Source organism: Photobacterium sp. 53610, from assembly GCF_036409375.1.
GTDB lineage: Bacteria > Pseudomonadota > Gammaproteobacteria > Enterobacterales > Vibrionaceae > Photobacterium.
In genome coordinates, this window is the sequence record NZ_JAXOFS010000003.1 from 486972 (window position 1) to 511669 (window position 24698).

At 51.3% G+C, this 24698-nt stretch carries 19 protein-coding genes; 7 read left to right on the top strand and 12 right to left on the bottom strand.

Translation table 11 applies throughout. The annotated features are described in order from the left end of the window. Positions 1–37: 37 nt before the first annotated feature. The 3 genes from SPK40_RS12020 to rlmA all read right to left on the bottom strand — a co-directional run bounded on the left by SPK40_RS12020 (position 38) and on the right by rlmA (position 3338). Positions 38–1006 carry an ABC transporter substrate-binding protein gene (locus SPK40_RS12020; RefSeq protein ID WP_248141175.1) on the bottom strand — a complete coding sequence of 323 codons (969 nt, stop codon included), beginning with the start codon at positions 1004–1006 and terminating at the stop codon, positions 38–40. A 409-nt stretch (positions 1007–1415) separates the two neighbouring features. Next, complete coding sequence (locus tag SPK40_RS12025; RefSeq protein WP_330960612.1) at positions 1416–2366, bottom strand: ChaN family lipoprotein; 951 nt, start codon at positions 2364–2366, stop codon at positions 1416–1418. A gap of 132 nt (positions 2367–2498) precedes the next feature. After that, the gene (gene rlmA, locus SPK40_RS12030) at positions 2499–3338 is read right to left on the bottom strand and encodes a 23S rRNA (guanine(745)-N(1))-methyltransferase (RefSeq protein ID WP_330960613.1); all 840 of its coding nucleotides are present in this window, start codon (positions 3336–3338) and stop codon (positions 2499–2501) included. Between the two features lie 388 nt (positions 3339–3726). Here rlmA and SPK40_RS12035 point away from each other — a divergent pair, with 388 nt between their 5' ends. Then, positions 3727–4770 (top strand): porin, encoded by a 1044-nt coding sequence (locus SPK40_RS12035; protein ID WP_330960614.1) that lies wholly within the window; start codon positions 3727–3729, stop codon positions 4768–4770. Positions 4771–4838: 68 nt separating this feature from the next. Here SPK40_RS12035 and SPK40_RS12040 read toward each other — a convergent pair whose 3' ends face one another. The 4 genes from SPK40_RS12040 to SPK40_RS12055 form a co-directional block, all read right to left on the bottom strand. After that, positions 4839–6107: a sigma-54-dependent transcriptional regulator gene (locus tag SPK40_RS12040; protein ID WP_248141171.1), complete on the bottom strand. Its 1269-nt coding sequence runs from the start codon at positions 6105–6107 to the stop codon at positions 4839–4841. Further along, positions 6097–8460, bottom strand: coding sequence for an ATP-binding protein (locus tag SPK40_RS12045; protein WP_330960615.1), 2364 nt, complete (start codon positions 8458–8460; stop codon positions 6097–6099). Before SPK40_RS12045 ends, SPK40_RS12040 begins: the two co-directional genes overlap by 11 nt. Further along, positions 8460–9695, bottom strand: coding sequence for an ABC transporter substrate-binding protein (locus tag SPK40_RS12050; protein ID WP_330960616.1), 1236 nt, complete (start codon positions 9693–9695; stop codon positions 8460–8462). The genes SPK40_RS12045 and SPK40_RS12050 overlap by 1 nt, the downstream gene beginning before the upstream one ends. A gap of 416 nt (positions 9696–10111) precedes the next feature. Beyond that, positions 10112–10612 carry a YfbU family protein gene (locus tag SPK40_RS12055; RefSeq protein ID WP_248141168.1) on the bottom strand — a complete coding sequence of 167 codons (501 nt, stop codon included), beginning with the start codon at positions 10610–10612 and terminating at the stop codon, positions 10112–10114. Between the two features lie 177 nt (positions 10613–10789). Here SPK40_RS12055 and SPK40_RS12060 point away from each other — a divergent pair, with 177 nt between their 5' ends. After that, positions 10790–11440, top strand: a complete 651-nt coding sequence (locus tag SPK40_RS12060; RefSeq protein ID WP_248141167.1) for an energy-coupling factor ABC transporter permease — start codon at positions 10790–10792, stop codon at positions 11438–11440. Between the two features lie 116 nt (positions 11441–11556). Here SPK40_RS12060 and pflA read toward each other — a convergent pair whose 3' ends face one another. The 3 genes from pflA to SPK40_RS12075 all read right to left on the bottom strand — a co-directional run bounded on the left by pflA (position 11557) and on the right by SPK40_RS12075 (position 16382). Beyond that, positions 11557–12297 (bottom strand): pyruvate formate lyase 1-activating protein, encoded by a 741-nt coding sequence (gene pflA / locus SPK40_RS12065; protein WP_248141166.1) that lies wholly within the window; start codon positions 12295–12297, stop codon positions 11557–11559. 168 nt (positions 12298–12465) lie between these two features. Then, positions 12466–14742, bottom strand: coding sequence for a formate C-acetyltransferase (gene pflB / locus SPK40_RS12070; protein WP_330960617.1), 2277 nt, complete (start codon positions 14740–14742; stop codon positions 12466–12468). Between the two features lie 149 nt (positions 14743–14891). After that, positions 14892–16382 (bottom strand): DUF3360 family protein, encoded by a 1491-nt coding sequence (locus SPK40_RS12075; RefSeq protein WP_330960618.1) that lies wholly within the window; start codon positions 16380–16382, stop codon positions 14892–14894. A gap of 1107 nt (positions 16383–17489) precedes the next feature. Between SPK40_RS12075 and SPK40_RS12080 the strand changes: the two genes are divergently transcribed. The 4 genes from SPK40_RS12080 (at position 17490) to SPK40_RS12095 (ending at position 20697) form a co-directional block, all read left to right on the top strand. Beyond that, positions 17490–18260, top strand: a complete 771-nt coding sequence (locus SPK40_RS12080) for an ABC transporter ATP-binding protein (RefSeq protein WP_248141163.1) — start codon at positions 17490–17492, stop codon at positions 18258–18260. A gap of 112 nt (positions 18261–18372) precedes the next feature. Then, the gene (locus SPK40_RS12085; RefSeq protein ID WP_248141162.1) at positions 18373–19149 is read left to right on the top strand and encodes an ABC transporter substrate-binding protein; all 777 of its coding nucleotides are present in this window, start codon (positions 18373–18375) and stop codon (positions 19147–19149) included. A 126-nt stretch (positions 19150–19275) separates the two neighbouring features. Beyond that, positions 19276–20016: an ABC transporter permease gene (locus tag SPK40_RS12090; protein ID WP_248141161.1), complete on the top strand. Its 741-nt coding sequence runs from the start codon at positions 19276–19278 to the stop codon at positions 20014–20016. Between the two features lie 3 nt (positions 20017–20019). Further along, positions 20020–20697, top strand: a complete 678-nt coding sequence (locus SPK40_RS12095) for an ABC transporter permease (RefSeq protein WP_248141160.1) — start codon at positions 20020–20022, stop codon at positions 20695–20697. 80 nt (positions 20698–20777) lie between these two features. Here the strand turns inward: SPK40_RS12095 and xthA are convergent, their stop codons facing one another. Beyond that, positions 20778–21584: an exodeoxyribonuclease III gene (gene xthA, locus SPK40_RS12100; protein WP_248141159.1), complete on the bottom strand. Its 807-nt coding sequence runs from the start codon at positions 21582–21584 to the stop codon at positions 20778–20780. A 177-nt stretch (positions 21585–21761) separates the two neighbouring features. Here xthA and SPK40_RS12105 point away from each other — a divergent pair, with 177 nt between their 5' ends. Continuing rightward, positions 21762–22721: a glutathione S-transferase family protein gene (locus SPK40_RS12105; RefSeq protein ID WP_330960628.1), complete on the top strand. Its 960-nt coding sequence runs from the start codon at positions 21762–21764 to the stop codon at positions 22719–22721. 2 nt (positions 22722–22723) lie between these two features. On the opposite strand, the gene SPK40_RS12110 is transcribed toward SPK40_RS12105, so the two are convergent. After that, on the bottom strand, positions 22724–24445 hold the full coding sequence (locus SPK40_RS12110) for a response regulator (protein ID WP_330960619.1): 1722 nt from the start codon (positions 24443–24445) through the stop codon (positions 22724–22726). Positions 24446–24698 lie beyond the last annotated feature (253 nt).

The window sequence follows — 24698 nt, forward strand, 5'->3', positions numbered from 1 at the left end:
GCACCGGCGGGTCGGCCGGTGCCTGAGAGATGTGTAGTTATTTGGTGATTGAGGTTGCGCGGCTAACCAGTGATTTCGGCAAAGTGATGTGCAGTTTCGCTGCCACTTTTTCATTCAGGGCCAGGTCGGAACCGACCGCGACTTTGACTGGCAGTTCAGAGACTTTCTTGCCTTTGAGCAGGGCATCGACATAGTCGGCGGTCTGAACACCAACCTGATAATAGTCAAAGCCCAGTGCGGCCAGTGCACCACTTTCAATATAAGTTGTGGATGCTCCAATCACAGGAATCCCCGCCTGGTTACCAGCATTGACCAGTCCTTCAACGGCACTGGCGACGGTGTTATCTGTCGGGGCGTACAGAGCATCGGATTTCGCAGCAACGATTTGAGCGGCTGACTGCACGTCTGCACTCTTCAGTGCTGTGCCTTCAACGACCTCCATGCCTTTCTCTTTTGCAGCTTTACGCAGCAGGTCAACCAGAGCGACGGCGTTGGCTTCGCCCGGGTTATAAATCACACCAATTCGCTTGGCATCTGGCAGGATCTCTTTAATCAGGTCGACATGCTGTGCAACCGGAGAGAGATCTGACAGGCCGGTCACGTTGCGTTCCGGCTTCTCGGTATTACGAACCAGTTTGGCGCCGACAGGATCGGTGACTGCAGTGAAAACAACGGGAATTGAACGGGTGGCTGCAGCCAGGGCCTGGGCGGTCGGTGTGGCAATGCCAACCAGAACATCGGGCTGTTCACCGACAAACTGCTTGGCAATTTGTACTGCAATAGCCGGGTTACCCTGAGCCGTCTGATAGGTGAATTCCAGGTTTTTGCCTTCTACGTACCCTTTTTCTTTCAGGCCATCCAATAAGCCCTGACGGGTTGCGTCCAGCGCCGGGTGTTCAACGATCTGTGAAACGGCAACTTTTGCCATCTCAGCCAGCGTTGGCGTCGCTGTGAGCGCCAATGCTGCAGCAATACAGGCCGCAGAAAGCAGTTTGGTTCCCTTCATAATCCAATCCTTGTTCTGGTGTGATAACGAGACGGGCCACTGGCTGGGCCATCAAAAACACCCGTCATTGGCATAATGTTTTAGCTCAATGGGAAAAGAAAGAACATCCAAAAATTAACAACAATGTAACAAGGTTTGGGGGTGATAAACTGAGTTTTGGTTATTGGTTGGTTTTATATATTGCTTTCATGGCTGTTTATTGGTCAAAAGTTAGACGTTTTACTTGGTATTTGGTGACTTATTTTTTATTGGTATTTTTGTGATTACAGTGAACTGCCGCTCACTCGCAGTGACGGAAATTGGCGCGTTGCATGTTTTGTGAACAATTTCTTCAGGAATGAAACGGTTGATGCACAAGAAGGGGAGGTGTAACAGGCAGCCGGATATCGGCTGCCGGGGGAGCGCGGGATTATTCACTAAGACAGGTCAATTGACTGCTGCGCTGTTTCAGGTTGGAGAAGGCCACTTTCATATTGGCTTCCTGCACATAGCGTTGCGGCATGGGATGGACTTCGACCTGAAAATCAGGTGAACCTTCGGCAACGGGGCTGTCCTGGGTGACCGGAGTCACCATGACAACTTTGAGTCCGGGATGACGGGCTGCAATGCGGGACGCTGTTCCTAGTCCTTCTGCCGTGTGGAACCGACCGGCGATGTGCAGAATCTGGTGGCCGGGATGGGTTTGCAGGTAGTCGACCATGCTTTCGGCCATGGTGTCGTCCCAGGCGGTCTGGGCGGCAAATTGTCGCTCGGTTTGGGCTTGATCACCATGGTGCATAGATGCAGTGAATTTTTCTTTGTATCGGTCATTTTCCAGTGTAAGTGACTGAGCAACCCACTGGCGCTCTGAGGCAGGAAGACGGTTGAGGTAATCGGGACCGTAGCGGCCGACGCAACGCACAATCGATTTCGGCGCATTGCTGGCAATGACATCCAGATGATGTTCACGGGCAAATTCAATCAGCGGACGGTAGTCTGATTCATAGTTTGGCCAGGCATTGCCTTGCTGAATCAGCGTTTGTTCACCAATTTCACCATTGAGGTACTGGTTTACGACGCTTTGTTTATCCCGGGTAAACTGCTCCATCGACAGAGCCAGGGCAGGGCGATTGGCATACATGGCTGCCAGCAGACGGGTTTGTAACAGGTGGGTTCCCGGATGGCTGTGCCATTCTCCTACCAGCACAATATCGGCGTCAGACAACGCCTCAGCAAGCTGTTGCTCTGTCAGAGAGGCGCCTTGAGGTGAGCGAATGGTGTAATCATAAAATGTGTCAGGCGGAGCTTGTTTAACCGGTGCTGACGGTGTTGTACAGCCACTGAGCAGGGCTGTCAGTATAAAGGCATAGCCAGTCTTCATGCATATCATCCTTTCTCCTGAATCGTCGTACTGACTTCGTATCAGTCACAGTATGGACGGTTCAGTGTGTTCTTTCATGGACGCTATGATAGAGAAGACTGGCAGAACACTCAATAGTAATGAGAATTAATTTCAATTAGGTTGCGAGATTTCAGCTTCCGACAACTGATAAACGCGAAGTGTGAAATCAGCCTCGCAATGAAACGCCTGCTGCTGGGCCAGGAATTGCCAGACCGAATCCGGGGTCTTCCAGGCAAACGGGGTCATCTGCATCAGGGCGGTGGCTTCTTTGCCGTCGAGTGTCATTTCGTAATGTAACTGCTCTTCGTGGATCAGTGACATACCGGGCAGAGATTCTGCCGGAATATCATGCGGCCTGACCTCATCATAGATCTGGGCTTTTAACTGATGCAGATGTCGTGCTGCCGGGGTCACGGTCAGCAAAATCGCTCCCGGTTTCAGAGTGCGGGTAATTTCAGCGGCTTTGCAGGGCGCGTAGATGCGCACCATGGCATCCAGGCTGTGATCGGCGAAGGGCAGGCGATGGCTGGAAGCAACACAGAAATGACAATCTTTGTAGCGTTTTGCTGCGTACCGGACCGCAACTTTTGAGATATCCAGCCCGTGTACTGCCAGTGCCGGATGCTGGTCGCTTAAAGCCGTGAACGCGGACGTGTAGTAGCCTTCCCCGCAACCGATATCCAACAGACGGTGACTGTTCGCCGGCGCATACCGGTGGAGCAGCGCAACCACTTTGTCTTTCATCGGCGCATAATGGCCTGCTTCAAGAAATGCTCTTCTGGCCTGCATCATCTCTTTGTTGTCGCCGGGATTTTTCGAACTTTTATGATGAACCGGCATGAGATTGACGTAGCCTTCTTTGGCCTGATCAAACTGATGGTTTTGCTGACACCGCCAGTAATTTTCCCGGTGTTCGAGAGGCTGATGGCATAAAGGACATTGATAAGGCATGAGAGAGCACCGAGTGTCAAAACGCAGGATTGTACCTTGTTTTATCCGGGCAGAGAACCCGAAAACCGGCCGCTGCGGTCTGGTTTTATAATCGATCGGGCTAAAGAAAAAAGTGATCTTTTTCACAGAAAAATATTAAGCAGATCAATGTGAAACAGGCACAGTTTTATTAAGGGCATATTCAGGGAAAGAAGTTACTCTGTTTGTGCATATAGTGAATCTCTGCTCTATGCTGTCTTTTGAGGTTGTGAAGATTTAATGGAGCCGGCTTCAGGCTTTAACTGCCTTTCCCTGAGGCCGCTTCTGCTGTTTCCAGCCTTTTTTTTTGCGCTTCGGGTGACCCTGATGATTTGGCGGAAGCCCCGGATATTGACTCAAGGAAACAAAGATGAAAAAAACATTAGCAGCGGCAATTATTTCCAGCTTATGTGTCAGTGGTGCGAGCTACGCAGCCAATATCTACAAAGGAGAAGATGGCAGCGAAGTGAATGTGTACGGCCGTCTGGGATATAACATCACAGACAAAGACACCAACGAAAATGATACGAATGGTGAATTCGATGCCCGTATCGGACTGGGCGGTTCACAGCCAATTAATGATCAGTTTTCTGTGATCGGCTGGGCTGAGTATCAGGTGGGTGCAGCTGAAGCTGAAAACTCAGGCGATGACAGCCTGTCTCCTCGTTATGTCTGGGCGGGTATCGACGGCAAGGAATTGGGTAAAGTGACGGGTGGCCGTGTGGCGTCTGGTCTCATTATGTTCACCGATATCGTGGACGTGTTCGCTCTGTCTGATATTGCAACAGCGCGTCAGGCCAACCGGGTTGACGGTACAGCCGTACAGGTCTTCCGTCAGGACGCCACGCTGCAGTACCAGAACAGTGTGAACGGACTGGATTTCTCGGTTGCCTATATTTTTGGCAATAATGACGTCAACCGTTTTGGCGAAGTACTGGACTACGGTATGAATGCGGCGGCCCGATATACCCTGGACTTGGGTGAAGGCGGCAGCCTGGCACCAGTACTGGCTTATCAGTACAGTGAAGATAAAGACGGCAACGAATATAACTTCTGGGGGATTGGTGCCACCTATAAGATTGGTGCAATCTCTCTGGGTGCAGAATACTCCGAAGATGAGCTGGATACCGGAGCTGCCAATAAGAGTAAAGATGAAGTGTGGGAAGTGGTTGCCATCTATGATCTGAACGATTACTGGACCCTGCGTGGTGGTTACCGCAGCCTGGAGAACACGGATGGGGATGAACTGGAACTGAAAGACACGACCCTTGAAGCTCAGTATCACCTCACCAGCCGTTCTTCACTGTTTGCCAGCTATGTCTTCCGTGATGGAGATAATGGCACCAATGGCGGTGCTGACTTCGGTGATGCGGAGGAAGATTTCTATCAGCTGGGAATCCGTTACGAGTTCTGATTTCCCGAATTCAGTGACGAAAAAGCCGGGGCAGTGCTCCGGCTTTTTTTGTTTCGGGCTTGTCCCGCTTATCTTGCTTTGTAGTCTGCTTTATCGAGACTGTGCTTTTTCATTCTCAGATAGAGCTTTTTACGCGGAATTTGCAGGTAGTTCGAGACTTCATTAATACGGCCGCTGAACAGGTAAAGCGCATCCTCAATGACCCGTTTCTCATAACTGTCGATCAAATCGTCCAACGGACTGCTCATCTGTGCTAAGGGCTTAGTACGTTCCTGCCCCGTCAGCTTCACGATACCAATGGCATAGAGCTCAGCGACGTTGCGGAGTTCAAGCACATTTCCCTGCCACTGATGGCGGTTGAGGGTATTGATATAGGCTTTATCAATCACCGGGACTTGTTTATTCAGCTTCTGGCAACTGGCATTCAGGAAGTATTTGAATAAAGGCGTGATATCACTGACCCGCTGGCGCAGTGGTGGCATGATAAAACGAACCTGGCTGAGGAAGTAAAACAGCTCCGGCACCAGAGACTCATTTTCCACGGCACCTTCTGCGGTACCTTCGAGAATCGCCAGCACTCTGACTTCCCGTTTTCCCAACCGCTCCTGTTCGAGTAAGAATCGGCACAGCCAGCGTTGTGATTCCGGCGGCATGGCAGGCAGGTTGTTAATACAGATGCTGCCGCCACGCGCGTTAATCATGGCCCGTTGCAGATCCGGGGTCCGCTCCACTCTGGAGCCACACAGCTTAATCAATGGTCCCTGGCTGATGTCACTGTGCTGGTGCAGCAGACTGGCAACGGTGTGGCGGCCTGTGCCTGTTTCACCTTCGATCAGAACGTCTTTATTGTTATTGGCCGCCAGGGTGATTTGTTCGCGGATGCTCTCGATACGCGGACTGTCCCCCAGCAGGACATCATGGGTTGTTTGCTGCACTCTCTTGCGGTGAGAGACGAGTTGCTTTCGCTGCGGCAGGTGTTTCTCAAGCAGGGTGATCAGTTCGGCGGGTTGCAGCGGTTTTTGCAGAAAATCGACGGCACCATTTTTCAGGGCATCAACGGCCATGGGAATATCGCCGTGCCCGGTAATCATAATGACGGGTAAACTGTCATCCAGCGCTTTGACCTGATGTAAGACATCTTTACCACTGGTGCCCGGCATATACATATCCGTGATCACAACCCCGGGCCAGTCTTTGTGCAGCAGGGCCAGAGCCTGCAGTGGGTCTGTGGCCGTTTTTGCCTGATAACCAGCCACCTCAAGCAGGTGCTGATAGGCATCTACAACATCCTGATCGTCATCAATGATCAGCACTTCAATGTTATCGTTAATCGTCATACTTCTTTAACTCCAAAACGACCATAGCGCCTCCTTGCAATGTTGAAGCAAGGTAAATATTGCCTTCGATTCTGTTCATGATGGAACGGCAAATGTTTAATCCCAGCCCGAGTCCCACATCTTTGGTGGTGGTGAAGGGAACAAAGAGTTTCTCTATGATACTGGCCGCAAATCCGGGGCCGGTATCGCAGACAGCCAGTCTGAGTGACTGGTTGTCTGAATGATTGTCGAGCACATCGACATGGATTTCCCGGGTATGACAGCCCGCTACGGCATCGCAGCTGTTGACGAAGAGGTTCACCAGAACCTGTTCAAACTGAACCGGATCCGCCAGGACCTGGTAGGGGGTGTCGACGAGGTACTGCAGCGTAGTCTGCTGTATTTTCAGGCGACTCTCGATCAGTTGCCGGGCATGGCAGAGCGACTGCTGGATATCGATCGCCTGAACAGCACGGTTGGCAGACTGTTTTCTGGCGAAATTTCTCAGGCTGGAAATGATCCGGCCCATCCGTTCCGTGAGGCTTTCCATCTTATCCAGACTGGCGGGCAGCTGGGTATAATTGTCCTGACTGACGGCCATTTTCGTGGCAAACAGGTGCGTTGACATGGCCGATAGCGGCTGGTTCAGTTCATGAGCCAGTGAGGTCATGGTCTGACCGACCACGGCCATTTTTGCAGCCTGAATCAGTTCGTCCTGAGTTGACCGCAGATCGGCTTCAATCCGTTTCCGGTCTTCAATTTCTGCTTTTAACTGGCGGTTTCGTTTGGTCAGAGACTCTGTTTTTTCATGTACCATTCCTTCCAGCCAGCGTGCTGCACTTTCCTGTTCTGTAATATCTGTCATCGTGATGATGACTTTGTCTTCATGTCCCTGATTGAAATGACGGAAGTCCAGCCGCAAGTAACGCGGCTCCTGATGCTGTGTATGCCTGATGGTCAGGCTGCAGGCCCTGTTCGTTTGTAAAAGGCTTCCTTTCTGAAACAGGCGCTTGAGGCGTGTTTCCGTGTTGTGGTTGAAGAGGGACCATAAGGTGTGCCCTTTGGGAATGGAGCCGGTCTGAAACAGGGCCTGTGCACTGGGGTTGACTGACTCCACAACACCGGACAGGTCACAGGTAATGATACTGGCCTGGGTATTATTGATCAGGTTGAGGGCATTGGTTTGCTGCATTTCCAGCATCTGCTGGCGGAACTGACGCAGACTGTCCCCCAGCAGACCGATTTCATCATCACCGTCAACCTGAATGGTCGCGTTCAGATCGCCGTGTGCCACGGCATAGAGGTCGTGGCTGAGCTGGTTCAGCCGAGTGACGATCCCCCGGCTGACCAGATAGACAGAAAGCAGGACAGATAATGTAATCGCCAGCAGGACCACGCCCAATAAGATGTAACTGCTGATGATCACCGACTGCCGGGTATGATCATTGAGTGCCAGCAGCGAGCTGTCTGCCTGATCAACCATGGCCTGAATGAGTTCTTCCTGATAAACCAGGCGGTTCTGAATTCGCTTATCATAGATGTGAACAGATTTTTGCAGGCTGGACAGAGTCTGCAGCTGTCTTTCCACCGGACCGCCGGGTTCAACCAGGCTCACCAATTCATTGAGGTGCTGAAGAAAAAGCAGGGTCGACGGATAGTGGCTGAGTACATCGCCCATGCTTTTCAGTTGCTCGGTCTTGTGGCCGAGATACTGAAAGCTATTGGAAATATCCCGGTTTTGATATTGCTGGAAGATATCTTTGACCAGCTGATGCAGTTCGTTTTCCTGAATGGTGATGGACTGTAACAGGGAAAATTCATCAATGTTTGCCCGGATTTTCCCGTCATCCAGCTGCTTGGGATCCAGGCGTGTCAGCTGCCATTCCAGTTCCTGCCGGATCGGGACCAGCTCTTCAACGATGTTCTGATGCAGCCAGTTCAGCCGGGCTTCCGACTGAGCCAGTGTCAGCAGCAAGCTGGTCCTTTTATTCAGCAGCTTGGTGTAGGACTCGATATCACTGAGCAGGGTTTCAAGTTCGATTTTCAGTGCCGGATATGAGGCCAGGCTGGCCGTATTGGCAATGGACTCGGTAATTTGCGCAGCTTCCTCAGTAATTTTTTGTTTCAGCTCGGCGTGGCGTGCATGATCTTTGTTGAAGCTGATTTTATGCAGCGTATCTTTCAGTGCTGCGGTATCACGTTCCAGATGGTAGCTGGCACGCAGCGTGGGCAGGTTTTTGCTGACGATTGCATCAATCTGATCATCCAGGCTTTCCCAGGTAATCAGAGCAATCAAGCTGACGCCAATGCTCAGGAAAGCCATCAGGCTGATAGCACTGATTAACCGGTTGCCAATCGTTTTTCGTTTCAGCATTACGGCACCTGCTTCTGAGAGAAGAGGATGGCCTGAGTCAGCTGAATTGATTCCTGTAACTGACGGCTCATTGCATCCTGCAAGCTTTCAAGTTTTTGTGCCGAATCCGTGTGACGACTGGGATCCTGCAAGGCAGCGAAAGCGGGCTGATGTGCCTGTTCGTGCCGTATCACCGGGGTCGATGCTAGTGTTACCGCTCGTGCGAGTTGGGTTGCCTGCTGTGGCTCAAGACCGGGCAGTCGGCGGACCTCATGAATCATATGCCAGGCTTGATTTAATAAGGGGAGCTGTTTGCTGATACTGATGTCGAACAATTGCTGGACGAGGATGGCGCGCTGATGCAGTAATTCCTGATTGAGCGGGAACGTGGCGACTTCAAACTGAGGCCGCGCGTGTCGTCGCAGCTTATATAGCGGCGCCTCTTCGATCTGTTTCTGCACCACTTCTGAAAGCATGAATTGCACAAAGTTTTTCCCGTACGGGGAAGACGAGTCAGTTGAAAGCGCCGCAAGATAACCGGGCAGGATCAGGCTGTCCGGCTGGTAGCGGAAATGAACGAATGGAAACAGGGCATGCTGTGCCTTGGCATCACTGTCGATGACCAGACCAACGTCGGCCTGACCACTGGCGACGATATGACTGACCTTTTCGCTGCTGGCTGAAACGCTGTCCAGATTCCCGCCAACCTGCAACAGCAGTCCCCAGCCGTGATCCCAGCCATGTCGTTGCAACAGCTTCTCGATCATTTGGTGCGTCGTGGCGGAGCGCGAGGGGCTGCTCATGACCAAATGGTTGTAGTAGAGCGGATCGGTCAGGGCTTCCAGTCGTTGTGGTGCAGGTAACTGATGCTTATCCAGATGACGCTGGTTCCAGATCAGGCCATAACCGGAATACCCCAGAACCGCAATATATTCTGTATCCATCGGGCTTTTGTGAGGGGTAAGGCGGGCAACCGGGATCAAAGCATTGTGGTTTGTCAGGGGCCTGAAGAGCCGGATTGATGATGAGGACACGACATCAACGTCATGGTTTGGGGCCGAGAGCATGGCCAGAGCATCGGCTTCATGACGCTGCAGGATTTGAACATCCAGATTTGGGTAATGCTGCTGAAAAAGCTCAACGCCGGGGGAGAGCAGAGCCGGATTGTCAGTGGTCAGGATCACCAGTTGTTCCCTGCTTCCGGCAAAGGCGGTGCCGGAGATCAGAATGAGTACGATGAATCGCCTGAATAACATGACCCGAGTCCTTTCGAATGTAACAACAGATATTCAGTGTGTAACCATCTTTCCGGTGTAGCCTGGTTACAGGTATCAGCAGAATCGTGTTGATGCGTTTATATATAAGTTTGCTGCTATCGGGACAGGAAATTCAGAAACGGTTTTCTGAAGTATTCATTGCTTATCGATTTTCCTGTGCCGGATCGCTTACTTGGGCCTGTTTTGACCCAAACTCACTTAAAGCATGTTTTAGATCACACAAATCTACCGGAACATCAGAATTCGCCAATGTTTAATTTGCAAAAAGATGTGTCAATACTCTGACGTATTTTCGTCATGAATACCAATGTGAATGAGAGAAAGAGTGATGGGGGCAGCGTGTGCTGCCACCCCGGAGATGAATTTTGTAATCTCCGTAACTTTTGTTGCCTGGCTCAGGCGTTGAGAATTTGCTGAATTTCAGTCGCTGACAAATGATACTGGCGAGGGCATTTCTGCCAGACGGTCAGCATACGGCGGTATTTGCTCTGCATCGGCACATGACTGTTGAAGTGGTGCTCAGAGGGCAGAAAATGCGGATACAGTTTTTCAACTTCAGCCAGGAAGCGAACATAGTGCATTTGCTGAGGTTCGCTGATGGCGTCAAAACCGAGAAACGTGAGCCGACGGCAGTCAATCTGCTGCTGATTTTCTGCGGACAACTGCTTACAGGATTCCTGCATGGCATGGTGCATTTCCATCACTTCGATGATTTCTTTACATTCAGCTTCGGGAATGGCACCAAAGTCTTTGTCCAGCTCTCGCAGTTGCAGACCATAACCCCGTTCGACAATGGTTTGCAGACGGGCATATTTGGCGGCGTTGTCTGAATCAAGCTGAGCCATCAGACGGTACTGATTCGACAGAATGAGGCGTTGGGCGTTTGTCATTTCCATAGCAATGTCCTGCAATTTTTTCACTGTTTACAGCTTAGCAGGATGTACCGCACAGCTATTGATCTGACAGGGTATTCCTGATTTTTTTCGTCAAATGATCGGTGCTGCGGATGTATAATTGTGCCGCCGGGCATTTGGGCTATCTATACCGTGATTTCGATGACAAGGATGTAACTGATGACAACACTTTCCTGGATAGGCTGGGCGGTCTGGCTTTTGATTTTGCTTGCCTCGTATCCCAGAGAGTTCTATCCGAAATTCAGACAGGAGAAAGACTATCAGCATCTGGTGCTAGGCTCGGCTGTTGCCCTGTTTTTGTTATGGAGTCTGCGTGCCGGACTGGTCGACGGGCTTCAGGTCCATTTTCTGGCACTGACTGTTCTGACATTGTCACACGGTTGGCGGATTGCGATTTGGATCAGTGTTTTACCGGGTATCCTGCTGGCTGTTTTCGGACTTGTGGCGTGGCAGGATCTTGGGCTGGTGAATCTGACGGGCGTGGTCGCGCCGGCTTTGGCCAGTTATGGTGTCTTTTTGCTGAGTTACCGTTATCTGCCGCGTCATTTGTTTGTTTATATTTTTGTGGCTGCTTTTTTTAATGGGGCACTGTCACAGGTGGTTCATATGCTGCTGACGGGGAGCTGGATCTGGCTGGAAGGGGAGTTTCGCTGGCAGTATATCGTTGATAATTATCTGGTTCTGATCCCTTTGCTGCTGTTTCCTGAGGCGTTACTGAACGGCATGGCGACCACCTTGCTGGTGGTTTATAAGCCGGAATGGGTCCGGACGTTTGCGGATCGGGATTATATTTTCCGGCAGGATAAATGAGCTGAATCGGGGTTGGATGCCCGCCGGTGCGGGAGTGACGAGAGTCGATTGCACCGGCAGGACATTTATCCGGGAACCATACGGAAGCCGTTCGGTTCACCGTTGATTCAGCGAGCTCAGTACATCACGTTCGGGTGGTACTCCGACAGGATGCCCTTGATTTTTTCCATCACTTCTTTCGATGGTGGTTTGACGCCTTCCAGCGGATAGTCATAACCCATCGCTTCCCATTTGTGGGCGCCCAGCTGGTGATACGGCAGCAGTTCGACTTTTTCAACGTTGTCCATGTCTTTGATAAATTCGCCCAGCAGTCGGGCGGACGTTTCGGTATCGGTGAACCCTGGAACCACGACATGACGGATCCAGGTTTTCTGGCCGATTTTGTGCAGGTAGCGGGCAAAATCCAGAATCCGTTTATTGGGAACGCCCACCAGATCGTGATGAATTTCATCATCAATCTGTTTGAGATCCAAAAGGACCAGATCCGTTGCTTCCAGCAGCTCATCAATGACGGGTGTATGCTTGCGGACATAACCGTTGGTATCTAAACAGGTATGGATGTTCTCGGCTTTCGCAGCCCGGAAGAAATCGCGGATAAATTCCGGTTGCAGAATTGCTTCTCCGCCGGAGGCTGTGACACCACCTCCGGAGGCGTTCATAAAGTGGCGATAGGAGAGTGCTTCTTTCATGAGTTCATCGACGGTCACTTCACGGCCGTCTTCCAGATCCCAGGTATCGCGATTGTGGCAGTACTGGCATCGCAGCAGGCAGCCCTGCATGAAAACGATGAACCGGATCCCTGGCCCATCAACTGTTCCACAAGACTCGAATGAATGAATGCGGCCTTTTACGGACATATGCGCGCTCCCCGATAATGCTTGGTGTCGCTATTCAATAATATACCCAAGTCACCTCAGGATGGCAGCTCAGAAGAGACAGGTTCCGGTGGTCACTTGGGTATATTCCCCACGGCCGGGAAGCCGCGGGGAGCAAGATGACCGGACAGTTTCCCGCCCGGTACAGTCTTACAGAGAATCAGTGAAGGTTCGTGCAATCACGTCCTGCTGTTGCTCTGTGGTCAGTGAGTTGAATCGTACCGCATAGCCGGAAACCCGGATAGTCAGCTGCGGGTATTTTTCCGGATGTTTCACCGCATCTTCCAGCGTTTCACGGTTCAGCACGTTCACGTTCAGGTGCTGTCCGCCTTCAAGGCCGGATTCATGATGGAAGTAACCATCCATCAGACCTGCCAGATTCGCGCGGCGAGAATCATCGGATTTACCCAGTGCGTTCGGCACAATGGAGAAGGTATAAGAAATACCGTCTTTGGCATGTGCGAACGGCAGTTTACCGACAGAGGTCAGTGAAGCGACCGCACCTTTTTCATCACGGCCGTGCATTGGGTTGGCACCCGGTGCAAACGGCTGACCTGCACGGCGACCGTCCGGCGTGTTCCCGGTTTTCTTCCCGTACACCACGTTTGAAGTGATGGTCAGGATAGACTGAGTCGGAACAGCATTACGATAGGTCTTCAGCTGACGAATCTTGTTCATGAAGCGTTCAACCAGATCGCAGGCAATGTCATCGACCCGGGCATCGTTGTTCCCGAATTTCGGATAATCGCCTTCAATATCAAAGTCGGTGGCAATGCCGTTTTCGTCACGGACCGGTTTCACTTTGGCGTACTTAATCGCAGACAGGGAGTCGGCCGCAACAGACAGCCCCGCGATACCACAAGCCATGGTGCGGCGGACGTCACGGTCATGCAGCGCCATCAGAGCCGCTTCATAGCTGTATTTATCGTGCATGAAGTGGATCGAGTTCAGTGCGGTGACGTACTGGGTCGCCAGCCAGTCCATGAAAGAATCCAGGCTTGACATGACTTTGTCAAAGTCCAGCACGTCATCAGCCATTGGCGCTGACTTCGGACCGATCTGGATTTTCAGTTTCTCATCCACACCGCCGTTGATTGCGTACAGCAGCGTTTTGGCCAGGTTGGCACGGGCACCGAAGAACTGCATGTGCTTACCGACCACCATTGGCGAGACGCAGCAGGCAATGGCGTAATCGTCAGATTCGAAGTCCGGACGCATCAGGTCATCGTTCTCATACTGGATTGATGAGGTGTCGATGGACACTTTGGCACAGAACTTCTTGAAGCCTTCAGGCAGGCTTTCGGACCACAGCACCGTGATATTCGGCTCTGGGCTTGGGCCCATGGTGTACAGGGTGTTCAGGAAGCGGAAGCTGGTTTTCGATACCAGCGTGCGGCCATCAACACCCATACCACCGATGGATTCGGTTGCCCAGATTGGGTCACCAGAGAACAGCTCATCATACTCAGGCGTACGCAGGAAGCGGACCATCCGCAGCTTCATGACGAAGTGGTCAATCATTTCCTGAGCTTGTTCTTCGGTGATCTTGCCGGCTTTCAGGTCGCGATCAATATAGATGTCGAGGAAGGTCGAGGTACGACCCAGAGACATCGCGGCACCATTTTGAGACTTCACGGCAGCCAGATAACCGAAGTAGGTCCACTGAATGGCTTCCTGAGCCGTTTCCGCCGGGCGTGAAATATCGAAGCCGTATTTAGCTGCCATTTCTTTCATCTGGCCCAGGGCGCGGTGCTGCTCTGCAATTTCTTCACGCAGCTGCATGGTCATTTGCAGATCTTCGCCTTGTTCAAACTTCGCTTGCAGAGAAGTGAACTGTGCAAATTTGTCCTGCATCAGATAATCAATACCGTACAGCGCGATACGACGGTAGTCACCGATAATACGGCCACGGCCATACGCATCCGGCAGACCGGTCAGCACACCGGATTTACGGCATTTCATGATGTCCGGGGTATAAATGTCGAACACGCCCTGGTTATGGGTTTTGCGGTATTCAGTGAAGATTTTCTTCACTTGCGGATCCAGTTCGCGATCGTAGGCTTTACAGGAGCTTTCCACCATCCGGATCCCACCATTCGGGATGATGGCACGTTTCAGCGGTGCTTCGGTTTGCAGACCGACGATGGTTTCCAGCGATTGATCGATGTAGCCGGCGTCGTGAGCGGTAATGGTAGAAATGACCGAGGTATCAAAGTCAACAGGTGCATGGGTTGCGTTTTCCTGTTTGATGCCTTCCATCACTTTTGCCCACAGCTGCTGGGTTGCAGCCGTGCCTTCGCTGACCAGGAATGCTTCATCGCCCTCGTAAGGGGTGTAATTTTTCTGGATAAAGTCACGGACATTGACTTCGTTTTGCCAGTCACCCGCAGCAAAGCTTTCCCAAGCGTTAGCAAATTGGTCTGCCATAGTATACCTACCTGTTATTCGTCAGTAGAAAGTGTTACAGGCGCTGCACCGATTGTGCAGCGGCTGCATGTGTATCAGTATTTCAGTTTTCACTGAGCCGGGCTTTGATGTGCCGCACGGCTATGCTAAATATTTCATATTCTTCAGGATTATCCCAGCAGCGCAGGGATACCCGGAATCATGCCGACTGCCAGCATGGCACCCAGACAGACAATCAGTGTCAGACCCGGAATAATCAGGCGGTCAGCCAGTGTCAGGTGATTCGGACGATCTTTGTCGCCAATCAGGCCGTTGTTATCCAGCAGCATGGTGACCGCCCAGCCGAAGACCGGGTTGACGGCCATCGAGGCAAAGATACAGATCCCGGCGGACTGGCTGGATTTGGCGTCTTTCACCATTTGCATACCGGCTTCCAGCAGTGGCAGGAATACCCCGGCCAGCAGTGCAATCGTCATGACCGGTGGCCAGATCGCAATGTCCATCGGGTAGCCGATAATGGCGACAACAATACAGATGCTGCCCAGTAAAATCGCACCCGCCGGAATCGGACGTTTTGCAATTGCGGCCGGGATCATATAGGTGCCCCAGGATGAGGTGACATTCCCGCCACCAAAGGCTGCCCCAACGATTTGACGGACAGAACAGCCGGTCATGGTGTCGTCGACATCCATTAAGACCTTGTCGGTTTTCTCAGGGTAGTTCATTTCCTGGAAAATGCGGTGGCCCAGAAAATCCGGAGACCACATGGCAACGGCCAGCAGGGCAAACGGTAAGGAAGCGATGAAATGCTCCATGGTCGGTAAGCCCAGTTTCCAGCCGGTTTCAGTTGAACCCCACCAGTAAGCCGGATTCAGGTTTGGCAGTCCCGGAGTGGTATGAAATTCGAAAGGCGCCCCCATCACTGCGGCAATGATGCCTCCGGTGACGGCACAGACCGGAATTGCCAGCCAGCGTTTGCCGATACGGGCCAGAAACGCGTACAGCACAATACTGACAAAAAGAATCAGCACGGCGACATAACCCATGTTGATCTCACTGCCCCAGCTCAGCAGGCTTTTGATCTGGCCGGTCGAGCCGACAAAGCCCAGGAAGATCAGCAGGCCACCGGCAACGCCGTCACTGGTGAGTTTGACCAGTCTTGAGCCCCCTTTGCACAGGCTGAGCGCCAGGCCGAAACCGCCCAGTAGAATCCCCAGTGCCAGCGGGTGACCACCTGCGGCGGCAATCATGCCAATCATCGGGATCATCGGGCCATGGTTACCGGCCAGGTTGGCGCGCGGGTTTAAAAAGCCGGAAACAAGGATACAAAAGAGGGATGCGGACACCAGCATCTCGACCCGCACGTTTTCAACCACAAAGTCAGGGCCCAGGCCGAATGCGGCCGCATAGGAAGACATCACGGCGGAATACATGGCGATGATGCCGATGGTTCCGGCAATGGCCGGGACTAAATCTTCCCACTCAAACCGGAAATCCCGGCCGGGCAGGTTGAGTCCCCATCGACGGGGTTTCATGATCTGCAGTTCATGATCCAGATAGCGTGAGCGGTTTGGAAATGCACTGGCAGGTTGATGGTGAGCCGAATAACTATCGGTTTCCACCTCGGTATGGACGTCACCGTATTGAATGTTTGATGACATAGCGGGCCTCGTTCTACAAGTCAGAAATTCTTTTTATATGTACCGGGGATCGGGCCTGAGTCCGGTACGGATGCACATCTGGCATCGAATATTGATTATGGTGTTAGTTTACTCCCGCTCTTACCCAGCAAATTTGATCCTGATCATTCACTTCTCTCAAATGAAGGAAAACTACGGAAATGCATCTTTTGTCCCGAGAAATACGGGCGTTCTGACAAGGTTGTGTAATTAATTTACGTAAGTTGTGTTCTTTTGGCGGGGGATAGGGGCATCGGAAGGGACGAGACAATCACCCTTTTTCATGCCGGGAATAGTTTTGAGGATGCCGGATGTTGGCAAATCTGTAAGCGCCGTCAAGTTCTGGCTAATTTTCTGGCTCTTTAGGAAGCACATTATCAGTTACTCAATCTGCATGTTTTCCCACTTTGAGATGGTCTGAGAAATCAGCTCATCCGGGGAAATCGGCATAGACGTTGGTGCTGTCATCAGATGGGAACGATTACATTTCAAGGCAACCCGACAAATACCTTCCCTGATTCTGACTTCCTGGAACGTCCGGTGTTGCTTTATTTTCCCGGTGTTTGACATATGTACCTTTGTTTTTGGCCGGAGAGGCAGAAAAGGAACATCTATGAAACTGGGTTTCTATCTATAATTAATGAGATTCTATTGTGTTCGCAGAATAATCAATTGGCAGTGTTTAATGATTAAATATGCGATTTATTCATCTGATAATGCTAAAATCCGAACGTTAACAAAATGTTGTCAATCTGAGTTCGTGGTGATACCTTCGACAAAGGGATGAGAAAACAGACTATCTCTCTGCAGTAAAGGCAGTTGTAGCAGAAAGAACGGAATGTCCTCTAATTGATTGATAATAAAATAAAGTTACCTGTATAAAGAAATTGTGTGAAACATTGAATCGTTTTCAGAATCAGTTCTCTCCGTTCTTTATATGTTGGCACTGTGTTAATGGTGTCGGTTTGAAGGTTACTGTCGCTGTGCATAAAGGTTTGTGCGGGCAGTATTAAGTACATTCAGCCAGATTTGCATGATTAGTTTTCAGTGCAGTCTGTGGGTTTGACAAAGCAACAGGAGACAAAGCGCATGACAGATGCAGTAGCGCTTGAGGTAAAGGATTTACATAAATCTTTTGGCCAGAACGAAGTGCTGAAAGGGATTTCACTGACAGCGCACCGGGGAGATGTGATCTCCATTATTGGTTCATCAGGTTCAGGTAAAAGTACGTTTCTTCGCTGTATTAACCTGTTGGAAACACCGACTCAGGGTGAAATCTGGGTCAACGGTGAACTCATTAAAATGAAAAACAACCGTCGCGGTGAATTCTTACCTGTGGACGAGCGTCAGGTTCAGCGTATCCGCTCCCGGCTGGCGATGGTCTTTCAGGGCTTTAATCTTTGGTCTCATATGACGGTTCTGGGGAATGTAATTGAGGCGCCGGTTCATGTACTGGGCGTACCGAAGGCCGAAGCGATTGAAAAAGCAGAAGCCCTTCTGAAGAAAGTCGGCCTGTACGAGAGACGTCATTATTATCCCGGACATCTGTCTGGTGGTCAGCAGCAGCGTGCTGCGATTGCCCGGGCACTGGCGGTTGATCCTGAAGTGATGCTGTTTGACGAACCAACTTCGGCGCTTGACCCTGAACTGGTCGGGGAGGTGCTGGGTGTAATGCAGGATCTGGCTCAGGAAGGCAGGACCATGCTGGTGGTGACGCATGAAATGGCATTCGCACGAGATGTGTCTAATCAGGTGATGTTTTTGCATCAGGGGCTGGTGGAAGAACAGGGTGCACCCGAAAAACTGTTCCAAAACCCAGACTCAGAAAGATTAAAGCAATTTATTTCGTCGATTTACTAAAATATGGATTGAGTTTTACTCAAACCGACATAACTCACAACTTCGCTGATTCAGCGAATCTTTCAACCCGGACGACATGGCGGGTTGTTGCAAATACAACAGGAGTAAGACAATGAAAAAATGGATTTTGGCTGCCGCAGTCGTTTCTGCTCTGGGTGTGACCTCTGCTCAGGCGAAAGAGTGGAAAGAAATTCGTTTTGGTATCGAAGGCGCCTATCCTCCGTTCAGCTGGACTGAACCCAGTGGTGAGCTGAAAGGTTTTGACGTCGATATGGCCAATGCATTGTGTCAAGAACTGGAAGCCAAATGTAAGATCGTCGCTCAGGACTGGGACGGTATCATCCCGTCTCTGCTGGCCCGTAAGTACGATGCCATCATTGCCGCAATGTCGATCACGGATGAGCGTAAAAAGAAAGTCGACTTTACCCACAAGTATGCTCTGATTCCGAATAAATACGTGGCCAAAAAAGGCACGCAGCTGGACTTCTCGAAAGACGGCCTGAAGGGCGTGAAAATTGGTGTTCAGCGTGCAACTACGCACGATAAGTACCTGACAGACAACTATGGTGATTCCGTTGAGATTGTTCGTTACGGCTCATTCGATGATGCGTATCTGGATCTGAAAGCGGGTCGTATCGCAGCGGTTCTTGGAGATGCTTCTGCGCTGGAAGAAGGTCTGCTGAATAAAGATGGCGGCGATGGTTATGAATTCATTGGTCCTTCGCTGACTGATCCGAAATGGTTCGGTGACGGTTTCGGAATTGCGACTCGTAAGCAGGACAAAGACCTGACTGAGAAGCTGGATAAAGCCATTCTGTCACTGCGTGAGAAAGGTGTTTATAAACAGATTCAGGATAAATACTTCTCATACGATGTTTACGGTGAGTAACCCCCGGTAACGAGACAATAATGCGTCTCCCGGTGAAATACGCGATATGAATCAGAGAGTGCCGGGTCACAGGTGGCTCGGTACTTTTTACATGGCAAACCCTTTGCAGTTTAAAGGAGTGACCCCTTGCTGGATTTAAAAGGATACGAATGGTCGCTGGTTGAAGGCGCATGGATAACCTTGCAGGTTGCCTTGCTGTCACTGCTGCTGGCGATGACGCTGGGCATGTTGGGTGCACTGGCAAAACTCTCCCGATACCGTACCGCCCGAGTGACGGCTACGGCTTACACCACGGTGATTCGTGGTATCCCGGACCTGGTGCTGATGATGCTTATCTTTTTCGGCGGTCAGGTTCTGCTGAACAACAGCCTTTACGGCATCAATGAGTGGCTGAACAACTACTTCGCCTCGTCGGATCCGGCTCATGAATGGACATCTTACCTGCCCGATTATATTGAGGTCAGTCCCTTTGTTGCCGGTATTCTGACCATAGGTTTCATCTTCGGTGCTTATATGGCGGAAACCTTTCGGGGTGCCATTATGGCGGTGGATAAAGGGGAACTGGAAGCTGCGAAAGCTTATGGCATGAGCAGTGCGATGTCTTTCCGCCGAGTCCTGCTGCCTCAGATGATCCGGCATGCGCTGCCGGGCTTCGGGAATAACTGGCTGGTTCTGCTGAAAACTACGGCACTGGTTTCGATTATCGGTCTGGATGACATGGTACGGAAGGGGGCACTGGCTGCCGGTACCACCCAGATGCCATTTACGTTCTATATGGCAATCGCTGTGCTGTTTCTGGTGTTTACCTCGCTTTCTACTTCTGCACTGAAGTGGGCAGAGCGTCGGTTTAGTATCCATACGAGGTAAGAGATGGACTTTAGTATTCTGACAGACAGCTGGCAGCTGTACCTGCAAGGCTTTTATACGACCCTCTGGATGGTTGCGCTGGCGCTGGTGATTGGTCTTCTGATTGCCATTCCGATGGGGGTGGCACGGAACAGCAAGAATCCTGTGATCTACGGTCCGGCCTGGGCATATATTTACTTTTTCCGCGGAACGCCTCTGCTGGTGCAGCTGTACCTGATTTATTACGGTGTCAGCCAGTTTATGAATGTTCAGGGCACCCTCTGGGAAGATGCCTGGTTCTGTGCGCTGGTGGCTTTTGTACTTAATACCGCTGCTTATACCGCAGAAATTGTACGGGGCTCGATTAACAGCATGCCGAAAGGAGAAGTCGAGGCCGCGAAAGCTTACGGAATGAGTCACATGCAGGCATTCCGCCGCATTATTTTGCCGAGCTCGCTGCGTCGTGCCCTGCCTGCTTACAGTAACGAAGTGATTTTCATGATCCATGGCTCCGCCGTGGCAGGTATCGTCACGATTATCGATCTGACCGGCGCTGCCCGGATTGTGAACTCGCGCTATTACGCACCGTTCGAATCCTTCCTGTTTGCCGGTTTGTGTTACATGGTGCTGACATTTACCGTGATCTGGACTTTCCGCAAACTGGAAGGCAGGTATCTGCGCCATATGAAAGCGCTGAGCTGATTCAACTGTGTCCGGTCAATCAAAAAGCCAGGGTTATCCCTGGCTTTTCTGTATTGGTGCGATGATTGGAGATACCCGGATTATTCGAATACAGACCAGATCGGTGCGTGGTCGGACGGTTTTTCAATCCCGCGCAGTTCATAGTCAATCCCAGCTTCATGGCAGCGCGCTGCCAGTGAAGGGGTCGCAAGAACCACGTCAATGCGCAGACCACGGTTGTCGTCGAACCCTTTGGATCGGTAATCAAACCATGAGAACTTGTCATCCGCATCCGGATGCAGCTGACGGAAAGTATCGACAAACCCCCAGTCCAGCAGCTTTTTCAGCCACTCGCGTTCAATAGGCTGGAATGAACATTTTCCGGTCTGCAGCCAGCGTTTGGCATTTTGCGGGCCGATACCGATATCCAGATCGATCGGGCTGATGTTGATGTCACCCATGACGATCAGCTCTTCATCGCTGCTGTGATGCGCCTCAAGATAGGTCATCAGATCCGCGTAGAATTTTTCTTTGGCCGGAAATTTGATTTCGTGATTGATGTTTTCACCCTGAGGGAAATAACCGTTCAGGATGGTGACCTGCTTACCGTTGGCCTGCTCAAAAGTAGCCATAATCATCCGGCGCTGTGCTTCTTCGTCATCAGTCGGGAAGCCTTTGCGGACATGAACCGGTTCCTGTTTGCACAGCAGCGCTACACCATAGTGTCCTTTCTGGCCATGGTGATACACCTTATAGCCCATAGCTTCAACGTCTTCTAACGGGAAAGCTTCGTCATGAACTTTGATTTCCTGCAGACCAATGACATCCGGCTGATGTTTATCGATGACGGCTTGCAATTGGTGGAGTCTTGCTCTTAATCCATTGATATTAAATGAGATGACTTTCATTTGAATTCTGTTCTGTCAGCGTGGGAAATGTGGTCATCCTAGCATAGTGCCTGAATGAGCGTAAGCGCTGTAAAAGTCCGTTCGAATATCCTGATGATCTTTGCCGGATTTTCTGCGCCGACGGATGAAAATACCTTCCTTATAATGGTGAATAAATCGACTCACGACGAGGTAATCATGGGAAAGCTCATCAAGGGTGTTTGGCACGATGTATGGTATGAGACTGAGCAGCACGACGGCAAATTTGTGCGTGAAGATGCGGGATTCCGCCACTGGCTGACAGCCTACGGAGCGCCGGGTCCAGAGGGGCAGCAAGGCTTTCCGGCGGAATCCGGACGATATCATCTGTACGTCTCACTGGCTTGTCCCTGGGCACACCGGACTTTGATCTTCCGTCAGCTGAAAGGGCTGGCCGGGCATATTGGGGTAACGGTTGTCGACCCGGACATGCTGGAACACGGCTGGGAGTTTTCTGAGCCAGAGCCTCTCTATGGATTTGAATTTATGCATCAGCTCTATTCAAAAGCCAAACCGGATTACACCGGCAGAGTGACAGTCCCTGTGCTGTGGGACAAGCAAACCCAGACCATCGTCAGTAATGAATCGTCTGAAATCATCCGGATGCTCAATACGGCATTTAATGCGATCACCGGTAATCACGATGATTACTATCCGCTGGCGCTCCGGCATGAAATTGACCGCTGGAATGATTTCATATATCCGAATATCAATAATGGTGTGTACCGCTGCGGGTTTGCGAGCACGCAGGCTGCGTACGCGTCGGCATTTTCTGAGCTGTTCAGCGCATTGGATAAAGTCGATGTGCATCTGGCATCAAACCGCTATCTGGCAGGAGAGCAAATCACGGAAGCGGACTGGCGATTATTCACAACCCTGATCCGTTTTGATGCTGTTTATGTTGGTCATTTTAAGTGTAATCAGCAGCGTATTGCGGACTATCCGAATTTACAGGGTTATTTGAAAGAGCTCTATCAGATCCCGGGTGTGGCAGAAACAACCGATTTTGAGCAGATAAAACGCCACTACTATTTCAGTCACCAGATGATCAACCCGACCGGCGTTGTGCCAGCAGGCCCGGCACTTGATCTGGACTCGCCGCACGGCCGGGATTTCTGAGATTAGTGCAGCAGCGGAGACCAGGTGGTGATCTGGATGGGCGGCAGTTCCCGGTAAAGCGGACCCGTTTGAGGCAGATGGCTCAGATGTTTTCCGGTTTTCAGTTCGGTACTTAAGGCATGCCGCCAGGCTGCCTGTTCGGCGGGAAGCGGCATCATGCAGACAGCGTTCAGGCTCTGGCGGTACAGCCCGGGAGGAACAGTGCCCGGCATTCTGAGCAGGCAGTCAATACGGCCCAGGTGGGCCTCACTGCATAATGGGTAGTCGCGGAGAATGGTTTCAAAATGAAACAACGCTTGTGCAGGTCGGGTTAATCTTGCGGCTTGTGCTGTTTTCAGCGTGGTTTCGAGCCATCTGAGGGCGTCAAATGCGAGACTGTTTTCTCGCAGTGCCTGCAAGCGGTGCCGGCTGTGTCCGTCGAAACGGTCTCTGTGTTTCAGAGCCTGACAGGCATCGGCAATCAGGGCAGTCTCGCCCAATTGCAAAAGCAGTGGCAGCGCTTCAGCCAGAATGACAGACGGTAATTTATGAATGCAGCTGAAATAGCCTGACAGGCCAAGCAGCAACCGGCGCTTTGCTTTGAGTGCGGAACCTTGTGCCAGCAACAGGCGTGCCTGTACGAGCTGTTGAAAGCAGTACAGAAAGTGACGCTGGGCAGGCAGCAGACGATGACGGGCCCGCTGCGTGATTTTGTTTAACTGCACTTTGAGCTGTCGTTTGGTCTGCGCAGAGGGCGTCGTGAAGTACAGTTGCTCAAAGGTATCACTGAATTCAGCCAGACAGATGATCCACCCGATATCGATGATGGGCAGATGCGTTGCCAGTGTCATACCTGCCTGCATCAAGGGTTCACTCTGGCCAGTTTTCGCAGCCAGCTGTGCTACCTTCAGCGCCCGGTGGCTGGCGGAAGGAGATAGTTTCAGCGCGCGCTGGGCGGTAGCCAGTGCCGCAAGCACTTCCTTATTTTCAGCCTGATAGTTTGCCAGTAAATCCAGTGCTTCCAGGCACAGCGGGGATTTTTCGAGCAACTGTTGTAGGTGCTGAATCGCTTTGTTCTTGTCTCCCGCCTGAGTATACAGGCGAGCTTCAGTCAGTGAGACTTTCACGGAAGGGTGATATTTCCTGAACAGGCTGGCGTAGCGGTTTGCCTGAGACCAGTCTTTGTTCTCCATCAGCATATCCAGCAGCAGGTGCTCAAGCTGGTAATCCGGACCATGTTTGAGGAGTTGCTGCTTGCAGTACCGGATCCCTTCTGTCAGTCCCTGTGCTGTTAACCGCTGATAGACTGGGTGACGTGCCTGACTGTTTTGCCATGCCTGACAAAGCTTGTTTTGCAGGCTGATCACAGGCATCGGCAGTGTCAGAAAGGCATCAGGTTCAACAGCCAGTGCCGTGAGAACAACCCGGGTGCTGGTATCGGCAGAAAAAATGACCAGTCCGCATTCCGGGCTCAGTAATTGTTTTTTACGCAGCAGGCTGATGAGTTCACTGCCGGTCAGCATGTGATCCAGATGATAATCGACGAGAATCAGCTGGTAGGCCGTGTGCTGGCAATGATGAATCGCTTCACGATAGTTTGAGGCGGTATCAATATGACGAATGCCAATTTGCAGGAGCATGCCTTTCATCAGACTTTGTGCACTGTGCTGATCATCAATCACCAGAACGCGCATGGTCGGCCATGGAGGCGGTGTCAGGTTCAGTTTATGGACTTTATCAGGCATACCACGGTCCTCATACGGCTTTGGAGTGATAAGGATCACAGTTATTGTTGGTTTGAGTTTAGTCCTTTTTTGTGGCGGTTTTTTGAGCATGCGTGCTGTGCCGGGCACAGAATTCTCAAAGTCGCAGAAGTGAGATGGGTCAGTGGAAGAAATCTGACAGGAAGCCATAAGAAAAAAGCCAGTGCAATGCACTGGCTTAAAAGATGGTGGAGGGAGAAGGATTCGAACCTTCGAAGGCGGAGCCGTCAGATTT